This window comes from Metasolibacillus sp. (assembly GCF_025291715.1).
Lineage (GTDB): Bacteria > Bacillota > Bacilli > Bacillales_A > Planococcaceae > Metasolibacillus > Metasolibacillus louembei.
Genome location: NZ_JAMBIZ010000028.1, coordinates 38,469 through 52,159, shown reverse-complemented (window position 1 = coordinate 52,159; position 13,691 = coordinate 38,469). Strand labels below are relative to the sequence as shown.

General features: G+C 38.7%; 11 protein-coding genes. 6 read left to right on the top strand and 5 right to left on the bottom strand.

What is annotated here, in order from left to right; translation table 11 throughout:
- Positions 1-111: 111 nt before the first annotated feature.
- Both M3Z76_RS15340 and M3Z76_RS15335 read left to right on the top strand, forming a co-directional pair.
- The gene (locus tag M3Z76_RS15340; RefSeq protein WP_293928474.1) at positions 112-1,164 is read left to right on the top strand and encodes a lytic polysaccharide monooxygenase; all 1,053 of its coding nucleotides are present in this window, start codon (positions 112-114) and stop codon (positions 1,162-1,164) included.
- A gap of 18 nt (positions 1,165-1,182) precedes the next feature.
- Positions 1,183-3,552 (top strand): bifunctional 2',3'-cyclic-nucleotide 2'-phosphodiesterase/3'-nucleotidase, encoded by a 2,370-nt coding sequence (locus tag M3Z76_RS15335; RefSeq protein ID WP_293928476.1) that lies wholly within the window; start codon positions 1,183-1,185, stop codon positions 3,550-3,552.
- 57 nt (positions 3,553-3,609) lie between these two features.
- Here M3Z76_RS15335 and M3Z76_RS15330 read toward each other — a convergent pair whose 3' ends face one another.
- A complete protein-coding gene (locus M3Z76_RS15330) occupies positions 3,610-5,349 on the bottom strand; it encodes an ABC transporter ATP-binding protein (RefSeq protein WP_293928478.1) in 1,740 nt (579 codons plus the stop codon).
- Positions 5,350-5,580: 231 nt separating this feature from the next.
- Between M3Z76_RS15330 and murB the strand changes: the two genes are divergently transcribed.
- From murB to M3Z76_RS15315, 3 genes are read left to right on the top strand one after another with little or no spacing between them, the layout of a single operon-like run.
- The gene (gene murB / locus M3Z76_RS15325) at positions 5,581-6,492 is read left to right on the top strand and encodes a UDP-N-acetylmuramate dehydrogenase (protein WP_293928480.1); all 912 of its coding nucleotides are present in this window, start codon (positions 5,581-5,583) and stop codon (positions 6,490-6,492) included.
- 47 nt (positions 6,493-6,539) lie between these two features.
- Complete coding sequence (locus tag M3Z76_RS15320; RefSeq protein ID WP_293928481.1) at positions 6,540-7,301, top strand: exodeoxyribonuclease III; 762 nt, start codon at positions 6,540-6,542, stop codon at positions 7,299-7,301.
- Positions 7,302-7,305: 4 nt separating this feature from the next.
- Positions 7,306-9,732, top strand: a complete 2,427-nt coding sequence (locus M3Z76_RS15315) for a penicillin acylase family protein (protein WP_483310178.1) — start codon at positions 7,306-7,308, stop codon at positions 9,730-9,732.
- A gap of 193 nt (positions 9,733-9,925) precedes the next feature.
- On the opposite strand, the gene M3Z76_RS15310 is transcribed toward M3Z76_RS15315, so the two are convergent.
- The gene (locus tag M3Z76_RS15310; RefSeq protein WP_293928551.1) at positions 9,926-10,765 is read right to left on the bottom strand and encodes an aldo/keto reductase; all 840 of its coding nucleotides are present in this window, start codon (positions 10,763-10,765) and stop codon (positions 9,926-9,928) included.
- Positions 10,765-11,988: an MFS transporter gene (locus M3Z76_RS15305; RefSeq protein ID WP_293928484.1), complete on the bottom strand. Its 1,224-nt coding sequence runs from the start codon at positions 11,986-11,988 to the stop codon at positions 10,765-10,767. The genes M3Z76_RS15310 and M3Z76_RS15305 overlap by 1 nt, the downstream gene beginning before the upstream one ends.
- A 188-nt stretch (positions 11,989-12,176) precedes the next feature.
- Between M3Z76_RS15305 and M3Z76_RS15300 the strand changes: the two genes are divergently transcribed.
- A complete protein-coding gene (locus M3Z76_RS15300; RefSeq protein ID WP_293928486.1) occupies positions 12,177-12,521 on the top strand; it encodes a winged helix-turn-helix transcriptional regulator in 345 nt (114 codons plus the stop codon).
- A 63-nt stretch (positions 12,522-12,584) separates the two neighbouring features.
- Here the strand turns inward: M3Z76_RS15300 and M3Z76_RS15295 are convergent, their stop codons facing one another.
- Positions 12,585-13,055 carry a hypothetical protein gene (locus tag M3Z76_RS15295; protein ID WP_293928488.1) on the bottom strand — a complete coding sequence of 157 codons (471 nt, stop codon included), beginning with the start codon at positions 13,053-13,055 and terminating at the stop codon, positions 12,585-12,587.
- Between the two features lie 58 nt (positions 13,056-13,113).
- Positions 13,114-13,584 (bottom strand): hypothetical protein, encoded by a 471-nt coding sequence (locus tag M3Z76_RS15290; protein WP_293928490.1) that lies wholly within the window; start codon positions 13,582-13,584, stop codon positions 13,114-13,116.
- Positions 13,585-13,691: the final 107 nt, after the last annotated feature.

Here is a 13,691-nt window from a genome sequence, read left to right as displayed (position 1 = left end):
ATGTCTTTGTTTTTCTTCTCATGAGTAAAAACAAGAAAACAGAAAATTCAGTTAAAATTTATGCGACGCTAGTGAAAGATAGTAACTTAATAATGAACGGGAGGCTGTGAAATGAGGTTACGATTACAAACTATGAAGCTATTACTAGTCGTATTTGGAGTAGTTATTGTCACTTTTAGTTTTGTTCATAAAGCATCGGCACACGGCTATGTAAAATCACCTGAAAGCAGGGCATTGCTCTGTGCGCAAAAGGTAAATAATGATTGTGGTTCAATTATATATGAGCCTCAAAGCCTAGAAGCACCAGGCAATTTTCCAAGTGCAGGGCCCGCTGATGGCAAAATTGCAAGCGCAAATGGAGCATTCCCAAAATTAGATGAGCAAACAGCTGAGCGTTGGGCGAAAGTACCAATGAAAAGCGGTGCAAACACGTTTACTTGGAAATTTACTGCAGCACATGCGACAGACAAGTTTGAATATTACATTACAAAGGAAGGCTGGAATCCGAATAAGCCTTTAAAGCGTGCTGATTTAGAGCGTTTTTGTACGGTAAAAAATAATGGGAAACGCCCTGGGGAAGAGGCTACTCATAAATGTGTTGTGCCAGAGCGCAAAGGCTATCACATTATCGTTGCATATTGGGAAATAGGTGATACACCGAATGCCTTTTACAATGTCATTGACGCTAACTTTGATGGGCAATTTGTTCAGCCAGCGCCTGATAAAAGCGAGAGCATCGCATGGAATGCGAAAAAGGTGTATGTAGAAGGTGATAAAGTCGCATACAAAGGCATGACTTATCAAGCGAAATGGTGGACGAAGGGCGATCAGCCTGGAAAAGCACAAGTATGGGCTTTAATAGGAGAAGAGGCGCCTGTAGCTAAAACGCCAGCTTGGGATGTCAATAAAGTATATGTAGGTGGAGATAAAGCCACATATAACGGCGCTACGTACCAAGCGAAATGGTGGACAAAAGGTGAAAGACCTGACAAAGCGCAAGTATGGGCTTTAGTAGAGGGGGCTAGCAAGCTATCCGCTTGGGATGCTGAAAAGGTTTATTTAGGTGGAGAGAAGGCTCTATATAAAGGGGCAACCTACCAAGCGAAATGGTGGACAAAGGGAGATGAGCCTGTAAAAACACAAGTATGGGCTTTGATTAAATAAATTTCAAGGAGTGGCAAAATGAAAGGTAAATTTTTAACAGGAACTGTAGCATCATTAATACTTGCAGCTGGACTAGGTGGTATGACACCTGCTGAGGCAGCGAAGGAATCTGTTACACGTGGAGACTACGTTGTACAGCTTATTAAAGAGCTAGGCGTAGAGCTAGGTGATGGTTCTTCTATCACATTTAAAGATGTATCAAAGGAATTAGCACCATATGTAGAAAAAGCAGTTGAATTAAATTTAATTCACGGTAAATCTGCAGATACTTTTGCACCAGACGAAAAATTAACACGTTTACATGCATTCGTTATCGCAGCACGTGGCTTAGCAACAGAAAATGCACCACTTGATGTATTGAACCAATTTACTGACAATGCCAAAATCCATGCATCACATAAGCAGGATATGGCAAATGCAGCAGCGCTAGAAATTTTAAATGGCTTTGCAGATGGCACGATTAGTCATACGAAAATTGTGACAGAGCAACAAATGGAGCTTATTGTGAAGCGTTTTGTAGAGCAATACAATAAGGAAGCGGTAACGGATGAAGATGAAGCGAAGGTAGCTTTACGCATTTTAGGTACATCAGATATCCATACCAATCTAGCAAACTACAACTATTATTTAGACAAAGATGCGAAAGATGTTGGATTAGCTAATACTGCTACATTAATTGATGAGGCACGTAACGAAAATCCAAATAATTTATTATTTGATAACGGTGACTTAATTCAAGGTACACCACTAGGATCATATAAGGCACTTGAAGCGACATTAAAGCAAGGTGAAGTGCATCCAGCAGTAGCAGCACTTAACACTTTAGGCTACGATGCAGCAACATTAGGAAACCATGAATTTAACTATGGCTTAGATTATTTAAATGAAGTAATGGATGATGCAGAATATACTTGGGTAAATGCCAATGTACGCGATGCGAAAACAGGTGACTACTACTTTGAGCCATATGCAATTATAGAGCGTGAAGTGGTAGATGAAGATGGCGACAAGCATGTCATTAAAGTAGGGGTAACAGGCATTGTACCTACGCAAATTTTAGGCTGGGATGCAATCCATTTAACAGGTAAAGTAACAGTGGATCAGCCAGTTGATGCATTGGAAAAAGTAATTCCTGATATGGAGGCAGCCGGAGCAGATGTTATTGTTGTGCTTTCACACTCTGGTATTGGTTCAGACCAAAATGTACAAGGCAATGAAAATGTAGGCTACCAAATTACTGAATTAGAAGGTGTAGATGCAGTAATTACAGGGCATTCACATTTACAATTCCCAGGTGACTACAAAGACTTAGCGAATGTTGATCAAGAAAAAGGAACAATTAATGGAGTACCAACAGTAATGCCTGGTGCATATGGAAGCCATCTTGGTGTTATTGATTTAGAGCTTGAGCTTGAAGGCGATGAGTGGGTTGTAACAGATGGGACAGGCGAAATTCGCTCAATTAATCGTGAAGGCTTAGTGCCATCCAAAGACGTATTAGACGCTGTGAAGGAAGCACATGAGGGCACTTTAGAGTATATCCGTCGTGCAGTTGGGGAAACAGCAGCCCCTATTAACAGCTACTTTGGTTTAGTACAAGATACAGCAGCAATCGAAATTATTACACAGGCACAAACATGGTTTATTCAAGACCAATTAAAAGGCACAGCGGACGCTGAGCTACCAATGTTATCAGCAGGTGCTCCGTTTAAAGCAGGCTCTCGTGATAATGCAAGCGACTATACAAATATTCCAGCAGGTCCGTTAGCGATTAAAAACATGGCAGACATTTACCATTATGACAATACAGTTGCAACTGTTAAAGTAACAGGCGCAGATGTAATTGAGTGGTTAGAAATGGCTGCGGGTGTATTTGCAACAATTGATCCTGCAAAAACAGAAGAGCAAAATATTATTGATCCAGAGGCACGTTCATACAACTTTGATGTATTAGATGGTGTAACATATGAAATTGATGTAACATCTCCTGCGAAGTATGATCGTCGTGGTAACGTTGCAGATGAATCAGCAAATCGTATTAAAAATGTTCAATTTGATGGTAAACCAATCGATTTATCACAGGAATTTTTAATCATTGTGAATAACTACCGTGTTGGTGGCTCTTACGGAGCACAGTTTGTGAAGCCAGACCAATCAAACTTAACAGTATACGCACATGAAAATCGTCAAGCGATTATCGATTACATTATTGAAAAAGGTACGATTAATCCACAAGCAAACAACAACTGGAAATTTGTAGACTTCCCTGCAAATACAAAGGTAGTGTTCCAAACTGCTGATGTAGCAAAGGACTATATTCCAGAAGGCAGCAATATTGAATACATCGGGCCAAGTGCAAATGGCTTTGGTAAATTCCAATTGAAATAAGCAAATAAAAGGCGTGTTAGGAAAGGTATTACCTCTCCAACACGCCTTTATTTTTAGTTATTCAATTAACCCTTGTCCTGCTGAAAATTCTCGATATAGTTCATGCCTAGCAAGAAGCTCCTCATGTGTGCCTTGACCTGTAATTTGTCCTTTTTCAATAAATAAAATTGTGTCAGCATGTAAAATTGTTGCAAGGCGATGGGCAATAATAAATGTTGTGCGTCCATGCATTAAGCGCTGCAAAGCCTCTTGTACATAAATTTCTGAGCCGCTATCTAAATTAGAGGTTGCTTCATCCAAAAGTAAAATTTGTGGATTATGTAGCAATGCTCGTGCAATAGCAATACGCTGTCGCTGACCACCAGATAGCTTCATGCCACGCTCGCCCACCTCAGTTGCAAATCCTTCAGGTAATTCCTCAATAAATTGTAATGCATTGGCGGCTTCAGCTGCTGCTCGCAACTGCTCCTCACTAGGCTGCTGCTTCATGCCGTACATAATATTATCTGCAATCGTGCCGCTTAATAAAGGGCTTTCTTGCGAGACATAGCCGATGTTACTGCGCCAAGCCTGTAAATTAAATGTAGAAATTGGCTTATTGTTAAAAGAAATTCGCCCATTTGTTGGCTCATAAAAGCGCTCTAATAATGAAAAAATGGTTGTTTTTCCACCACCGCTCGGTCCAACGAGTGCAGTAACTGTCCCTGGTGAGGCAGTGAAGGTAAGATTTTGCAAAATTTGCTTCGTTTCATTATATTGAAAGCCCACCTGTTCAAAGGCGATTGTACCTTGTGTTGCTGGTTGCTCTAATGCATTTGGTTCACTTGGCATAGAGAAAATTTCTTGAATACGCTCCGTTGCCCCCATTGCTTTTTGGAATGATGTAAAAAATGTTGCCATTTGTGCAAATGGTACGATAATTTGAAACAAGTAAAAAATAATTGCTACAAGTGCACCAGCAGATAAAGCGCCACTTGCCACCTGTGTACCGCCATAGCCTAAAATAACAACAAGTACAAGCATCATTAATAATGTCATAATTGGTGAAATAAGCGCCTGTACACGAGCTTCCTTTAAGCCGTAGCCAAATAAAGAACGAATCGCCTTATTGCCACGTTCATTTTCAAAGGACTCAGCATTGTAGGCTTTTACTAAGCGAATATCGGCTAAAATACGTCCAAGTAAGCCAGAGAAGGAAGCCATTTCCGATTGAGTAGCAATGGCGATTTTCTGCATAATTTTACCGAGTGGCATCATAATAAGTAAAGATACAGGTACACTAATTAGCAAAATTAAAGTCATTTTCCAATCGATAATAAAGAGCAATATAATCGCACCAATAATGGAAATTGCTCCAGAAATCACTTGCACCATTTGCTGTGTAATGAGCGTTTTCAATGTCGTCGTATCCTGCGTAATACGGCTCATTGTTGCACCGGTTTCATTCGTGTCATAAAAGCTAACAGGTAAACGCAGCACTTTATGCCACAGTTTTTCACGCAAATCTGCAACGATCCGTTCGCCAATAAACGTTAATAAATAAAATGACACACCACCTGCGACCGCCTGCACAAGAAAGACAACTAAAATAATCGCTAAGATACGCCAATTAAATAACTCTGTCGTTAAATTATCAACTAAATTCATTGTCACTAATGGTAAAACAAGACTAGCCACTGTTTCTGTTAATGTAATAATTAACGCAATAACAATCATGGCAACAGGCCAATTTAAGCCTTTTAATAAGGAAATAAATGACCGAAAAGCACTAGGCTTTGTTTGAGAAGACTGTTCCATAAAGCACCTCCATGTATTTTATACGGGTGAAACTAGTAAAAAGTTTCGGTGCCAGGCACACACACAATTCTATACAATTTTACTTTCTTTTAAATTGTCGGTAAAATAGAAAGGATAGAGGTGAAAGCTTGTAAAGTGAACCGCAAGCAATAATTTACTTGTCAAATAGGTTATAAAAACAGATACTAAGAAAGTATAATTGAGATAAATGTAAGGAAAGGAAATCGTTTTATGACATTACAACAGTGGGTGAATGATTTAGCTAAAATCATTGATCCTTCAAATATGAAAATAAATGAATCGTTAAAAGCATATACAATGACAAAATTAGGAGGGCATGCGGATATTTTCGTTATGCCAAATACAGAGCAGGAGGCGCAAGCTATTGTGAAGTATGCACATGAGCATAATGTGCCTTTGCTTATGCTTGGGAATGGCTCGAATATGGTTGTACGTGATGGTGGGGTACGCGGTATCGTCATCAATTTTTCGAAATTAAATCAAATTAAAATAACAGATGGGCTTGTCTTCGCACAAGGTGGCGCATTATTAAAGGATGTTTCAAAATATGCAGCAGCTGAGAGCTTGACAGGCTTAGAATTTGCATGTGGCATTCCAGGTTCAATTGGTGGTGCGATGGCGATGAATGCAGGGGCTTATGGCGGAGAAATTAAGGATGTCATTTTAGAAACGGTTGTGCTGACACCAGAGGGACAACGCATTGTTTTGACAAAGGATGAGTTAGAGTTAGGCTACCGTACGAGTATTATTGCTAAAAAAGGCTACTACGTTTTATCATCAACGTTCCAATTGCAGCATGGGGAACAACAAGCAATTGATGCGAAGATAGCTGATTTAACATACCAAAGAGAATCACGTCAGCCACTTGAATATCCTTCAGCAGGAAGTGTCTTCAAGCGTCCACCAGGTCATTTTGCAGGGAAGCTTATTCAAGATAGTGAGCTGCAAGGAAAAGGTGTTGGTGGTGCCGAAGTATCCCAAAAGCATGCAGGCTTTATTATTAATAAAGATAATGCAACAGCGACTGATTATATTGAGACAATCCGCATGGTACAGCGCGTGGTCAAAGAAAAGTTTGATGTCGATTTAGAGCTTGAAGTGAAAATTGTGGGCGAAGATTAAAACTAGGGGGGAGCTAAATCCCCCTGACGATTGTAAGGAGCAATAAAATGAAGTTTATTTCATGGAATGTTAACGGTATTCGAGCATGTGTGACAAAAGGCTTTTTAGATTATTTTCATACAATGGATGCAGATTTCTTTTGTATTCAAGAATCGAAGTGTCAGGAGGGGCAAGTCGATTTACCATTAGAGGGTTATTATCAATACTGGAATTATGCACAGAAAAAAGGTTATTCAGGTACAGCTATTTTTACAAAGCATGAACCTCTTTATGTTCATTATGGAGTTGGAGATGAAAATAGCGAGGCGGAAGGGCGTATCATTACATTAGAATATGAGAAATTTTATTTAGTAAATGTTTATACACCGAATGCACAGCGTGATTTAGCAAGGCTGCCTTATCGTATTGAATGGGAGGAAAAATTAGCGCTCTATTTGAAGCAACTTGACGCAAAAAAACCCGTCATTTATTGTGGTGATTTAAATGTTGCACATCAGGATATTGATTTAAAAAATGCGAAGGCCAATCAAGGCAACTCTGGTGTAACAGTTGAAGAACGAGCAAAGATGACAGAATTGCTTGCATCAGGCTTCAACGATACGTTTCGTACATTATATCCAGAGCGCACAGATGCTTACACATGGTGGTCCTATATGAATAAAGTACGCGAGCGCAATATTGGTTGGCGAATTGACTATTTTATCGTATCAGAGCGCATTATGCAGCATGTGCAAAGTGCGGATATTCATGCACAAATTTTAGGAAGCGACCATTGTCCAATTGAACTAATAGTAGAGGGAATTGACTAGAAAGGTGGATTTTATGAGTAAAATAAAAAGCAAAAAAATAATTAATATTGCGATTTGGACTGTCGGTATATTGATTATTTTAGCTGGGGCAGCGGTAGCTGGTGTACATATGTATGTGGCAAACTCCTTGCCAGAAATTGAAGGAGAAGTAGATGTAACGATATTAGATTCTGATGTAAAGGTAACGCGTGATGGTACAGGCGTTCCACATATTGTCGCACAATCGGATGCGGATTTATACAGAGCGCAAGGCTATGTACAAGCACAGGATCGCTTATTCCAAATGGATTTATCACGCCGTCAAGCGAGCGGGCGTTTAGCAGAGGTTATTGGAGAAAATGCGGTGTCAACAGATAAGTTTTTCCGCACATTTAGCTTGCGTCATGCAGCTGAGCAATCATGGAATGAATATGATGCGGAAGCACAGCAAATTTTACAATGGTATGCGGAAGGTGTGAATGCCTTTATTGATGAGGTAAAAGGCACAAGCAAGCTTTCCTATGAATTTAAGCTACTAGGCTACGAGCCAGAGCCATGGACACCGATTGATTCTTTAACAATTGGTAAATTTATGGCTTATGATTTAGGTGGTAACTGGAACATGCTAGCGTTCCGTCACTGGGCTTTACAAAATTATTCAGAAGAGCAAGTAGAAGAATTAATGATAAACTACCCTGAAAATGCAAAATCGATTATTGAGGCAAATTTAAATAACCCAGTAGACGTAGCAGGGGCTTTCAATGTTGATTTATTGCCAAACGAATTTAATGGCAGTAACAACTGGGTTGTATCGGGTGATTTAACAGCATCAGGCAAACCATTATTAGCGGATGACCCGCATTTAGGATTGAATACACCATCGATTTGGTATCAAATGCATTTACAATCGCCAGAGCAAAATGTCAGTGGTGTGATTTTTGCAGGTATTCCAGGCATTATTTTAGGGCATAACGACAAGATTGCATGGGGCGTAACAAATGTAGGCCCTGATGTTCAAGACTTATATATTGAAACGCCAAACCCCGATAATCCTAAACAGTTTAAATATGATGGTGAATGGGAAGATGCGATTGTTCGAAACGAGCCAATCAAGGTAAAGGGCGGCAAAACAATCGACTTTGAAGTGGTGGAAACACGCCATGGTCCAATTATTTCAGAATTAGTATTTAAAGAAGAAAGGCCAACAGCGGTATTCTCGATGCAGTGGACAGCATTGCAGCCAACGAGAGAGCTACGTGCAATTATCGGCTTTAATAAAGCGACAAACTGGGAAGAATTCGAAACAGCATTAAATGATTTCCGTGCACCAGCACAAAATTTCGTCTTTGCTTCAACGGATGGCACGATTGCTTATAAAGCAAACGGTGATATTCCGATTCGGAAAAAAGGCGATGGACAGCTGCCAGTACCAGGAGATTCCTCTGAATACGGCTGGGAAGGCTTTATCCCTTATGATGAACTGCCAACAGTGATTAATCCTGAGTCAGGCTATATCGCAACAGCGAACAATCAAATTATTGGTGAAGAATATCCGTACCATATTACGAATTTCTGGGCACAGCCATATCGCTATGAGCGCATTGTAGAAATGATTGAATCTGTAAAAGAGAGCATCGGCACCGTTGATGAAGAAACTGGAGACGTGTACGAAGGCTTCACAAGAGCAGAGATGAAGGCAATGCAAATAGATAAGAAAAATCTGTATGCAGCTGAATTTTTACCAGGCTTCCTTGAAACAATTAAAGCGAATGATACAGATGGTAAATATGCTGATATTATTGCATTAATGGAAGAGTGGGAATTATACGACAACAGAGATGACGCACAGCCATTAATATGGCACTTCTTGATTGAAGAGATTAAAGAGACGATTTTCAAAGACCAAATGCCAGCAGATGTTTATGAAATGATGCCTGGTAAATATCAAATTATGGATGAAATGCTGCGCAAAGCATACGCTGGAAATGAAGGTGTATGGGTGAAGCAGGCAGGTGGCTTAGACCAAGTTGTTTATGGTTCATTTGAGCGTGCTATCGCAGATTTAAAAGTGAAGTACGGTACAACTGTTGCCAAATGGCAATGGGGCACTTACCATAAAATTTTATTCAAGCACCCACTTGCAAGTGCATCTGATTTTATTGCCTCATATGTCAATCCGAAAACGATGCCTACTGGTGGCTCACGCGTAACAGTAATGGCAGCAGCGAATGATGCCAATGGCAATGTTAACCACGGTGCATCATGGCGCTTTGTCGCAGATTTAAACAATTTAAACTATGCTGATCATATCGTTGGTCCAGGGCAAAGCGGGCATTTAAAATCGAAATGGTATGACAACCAAGTATCCGGCTGGGTATACGGTCGTTACCACCGCACATATATTAACGGTGATATCGATCCTGCCTATGATTTAATTTTGAAGGCAGAATAAAATAAAGCGCATGAAATGGTATTAACCCGTTTCATGCGCTATTTTATTATGATTCAGTAGATGTCCAAACATGCACTGAGAAAGGGAACTCAGTTTAAGAACATTACGCCTTGTGACAACAACTGAATGACCAACATCATGTTGCGTCAAAGCCTCCAACGTAATTATGCCAAGGCATAATTGATTTAATCTATTAAAAATCGAAATTATCTGGATCTGGACCAACACGATGATTTGCGTTTAATGCATCGATTTTTTCCATATCTTCTCGCGCTAGCTCGAAATCAAAAATAGCAGCATTGGCAATAATACGATGTTCTTTTGTTGATTTTGGAATTGTGACAACTTCATTTTGCAAGTCCCAGCGCAAAATAATTTGTGCTATAGATTTATCATATTTATTCGCAATTTCCTGTAATATGTCGTTATCTAATAATTGACCTTGCATAAGTGGTGACCATGCTTCCATTTGGATGCCTTGCTCTTTACAAAACATTTGTAATTCCTTTTGCGTTAATCGGGGATGATATTCCACTTGGTTAATCATCGGTTTAATTTCTGCATCTCTCATTACATCTTGCAAATGATGAATTTGGAAATTACTTACGCCAATTGCACGTACACGATTCTCCTTGTAAAGTGTTTCTAACGCTCGCCACGTTTCCTTATATTTACTTTCTACAGGCCAGTGAACAAGGTATAAATCTAAATAATCTAATCCTAATTTATTCAAGCTTTCTTCATAAGCAGCAAGTGTTGTTTCATAGCCTTGATCAGCATTCCACACCTTTGAAGTAACAAATAAATCTTCTCTCGTAATACCAACTTCTTTTATACCTGCAAGGATACCTTCGCCTACAGCCTTTTCGTTTTCATAAATTGCAGCTGTATCGATGCTACGATAGCCTACTTTAATTGCAGCTTTGACAGCTTCCACTAGCTCTGGCCCGTCCTCTACTTTAAAAACACCTAAACCAAACCAAGGCATTTCTACACCGTTATGCAATACTGTTGTACTTTGTAAATTTTTCATCATAATATTTTCTCCTTTTGATCTTTTTCTTCTAGTTTGATGCTCCAAGCTGTTAAAATAACTGCACCTACTACCATGATGCCACCTACCCAAGTAGTATGAATTAAACCGAATGAGTTTGTCACAACACCACCTAAATAAGCACCTAGCGCAATACCTGCATTAAAGGCGGCGATATTAATGGCAGATGCAACATCAATAGCGCTCGGCACAAAACGTTCTGCTAATATAACAACATACACTTGTAGTCCAGGCACATTCATAAATGCAAATAAGCCCATCAAAATAATCGTAATAAGACCTGCTAGATGGAATGGTGCTGTAAACGCCAGCACGAATAACACAATTGCCTGTATCGCAAACATAAAAAATAACGCTTGAATTGGATTGTGATTTGATAATTTCCCACCAACCATATTTCCAATAGCAATGGCAATCCCATATACTAGCAAAATAATTGTCACAGCATTTGCACTAAACCCTGTTACCTCCTGTAATAAGGGTGATAAATACGTAAAAATAACAAATGTACCACCATAGCCTAACGCAGTAATGAGGAAAACAAGCAGCAGACGCCCATTTGTTATTAATTTCAGTTGACTGCGAAATGCTACAGGTGCACCTTTTTTCAAATTGGATGGAATTAGCATGCTGTTGGCGATTAAAGCAACAATGCCAATTAGTACAATAAGGATAAAGGATGCACGCCAGCCAAATTGCTGACCGATAAATGTCCCAATTGGAACGCCTGTAATAGTAGCTACTGTTAAGCCAGTAAACATAGTAGCAATGGCACTAGCACGTTTATTTTCTGGCACGAGCGCAGCAGCAATTGTTGAACCGATTGACATAAAAACACCATGTGCAAATGCAGCTACAACCCTAGCAATAAGCAATACAGCGAAGCTTGTTGCCATTGCTGCAATTCCATTACCTATAATAAAGATAATCATAATCCACATTAATAGTGTTTTGCGTGACATACTAGCTGTTAACGATGTAAGAATTGGAGCTCCAAAAGCTACTCCAAGTGCATATAAAGATACTGTTAAACCAGCTGTTGTCACAGAAACATGTAAATCCTCCGCAATAGATGGCAATAAACCGACACTAATAAATTCAGTTGTGCCAATTCCAAACGCACTAATAGCTAGTGCTAGTAATGCAAAAACACTTCGATGATTTGTTTGCACATCTAAGGAGGATACCGTATTTGTATTCAATTGACTCCCTCCTATTTATTAAAGACTATACATGCTAAAAAGTAACATAGGCACTTTTTAGTATCGTACTATATGTTTTCTGCTTGCATATGCTATTATGAAACAGACGATAAATAAAAGTAAGTACGCACTTTAAAGTGTTATAGGCACTAAAAAGTAACATTTAAATAAATTCGGAGGTTATCGCTATGAAGCAATATCATATTCCAGTGGAAGCAACGTTAGATGTAATCGGAGGGAAATGGAAGGTAGTTATTCTTTGTCATTTAAAAAAGGGGACAAAAAGAACGAGCGAATTAAAACGTTTAATGCCCAATATTACACAAAAAATGCTGACACAGCAATTACGAGAGCTGGAGGATGATGGGATTATTCAAAGAAAAGTATACAATCAAGTACCGCCAAAAGTAGAATATTCCTTAACAGACTACGGTTCATCCTTAAATACGATATTGGATGATCTTTGTACATGGGGGGAGTGCCATCTCGAAAAAAATAATAGCACCTCTATGTTGATTACAATAGAAGACTAATGCTTTGAATAGAAATAAAGCGCATGAAATGATTTGAGGGCATTTCATGCGCTTTTTTTATGTCTATTCGGGCCAAACTTTGATTTTAATATCGTAGGCTTTCAAAATCTCATGGCTATTCGCATCTAAAACATCGATTTCCATCGCAATTGTATGTTTAAAAAACATATAATGTACATGTTCAGTAAAGAAAAATGATTTAAATGATGTAGGAATAAGAATGGGGGGATGCTCTGATAAATCAAATTCTTTATCATCAATCCACCACTTACCAAAACGAATACAAATATTATTTTTCATCTTATTTTGCACTTCAAACTCTATATACATATTATCTTCTACTTCTAAAAAGTAAATTTGATCAATTTTTAAAGAGAGGTCTATATGTTGTACTAAATCGAACTGCATTTTAGCAGGAGGACCTTCAGGTGGAAAAAACTCTTCCCAATCCTCAGCCGTCCATTCATCCATTTTCATCGTGTCCAATTTCTTTTTCCCAACTGTCTGATCAATAAGAATTTTTTCTCGTTGCATGATGTCACCTCGTTAGAAAATATTTGGGTACAAATAACTGGTGATTTAAGATGTGTATTTAACTAGGGTATACTTTGACTTTAATATCGTACGATTTTAAAACATTCAAACTGTCAGCATCTAAAAGATCAATTTCCATTGCAAAGCCACTTTCCATAAACATAAAGTGTACAGATTCAGAAAAGGCGATGGCTTCAAGTTTTGTTGGAATCAATGTTGGAGTACGTTGTGATAAGTCAAACTCTTGGTTATCCATCCACCACTTGCCGAAGCGAATGAGCGTATCATTTTGCAGCCTATTTTGTGCTTCGAACTCTATATATGTATTTTTTTCTGTTTCATGGATATAAACAAGTGTGACTTTCAAATAAAAGTTTTTGTGCTGAATTAAATCAACTTGTATTCCTGTATATTCACTTTCATCTGGAAAAAATTCTTGCAATTCTTCAGAGGTCCATTCATCCATTTTACTTGTATCTAGTTTTTTCTTTCCATTTGTCATATCGATAAAGATTTTTTCTCGTTCCATTATATCGACTCCAATTTCTCCAATATTAATTAAAGCATATGGAAAGTAATTAGCAAAATCAAATAAAAACCCAAACATTCAAACAAACATTTGAACGTTACTTGCAT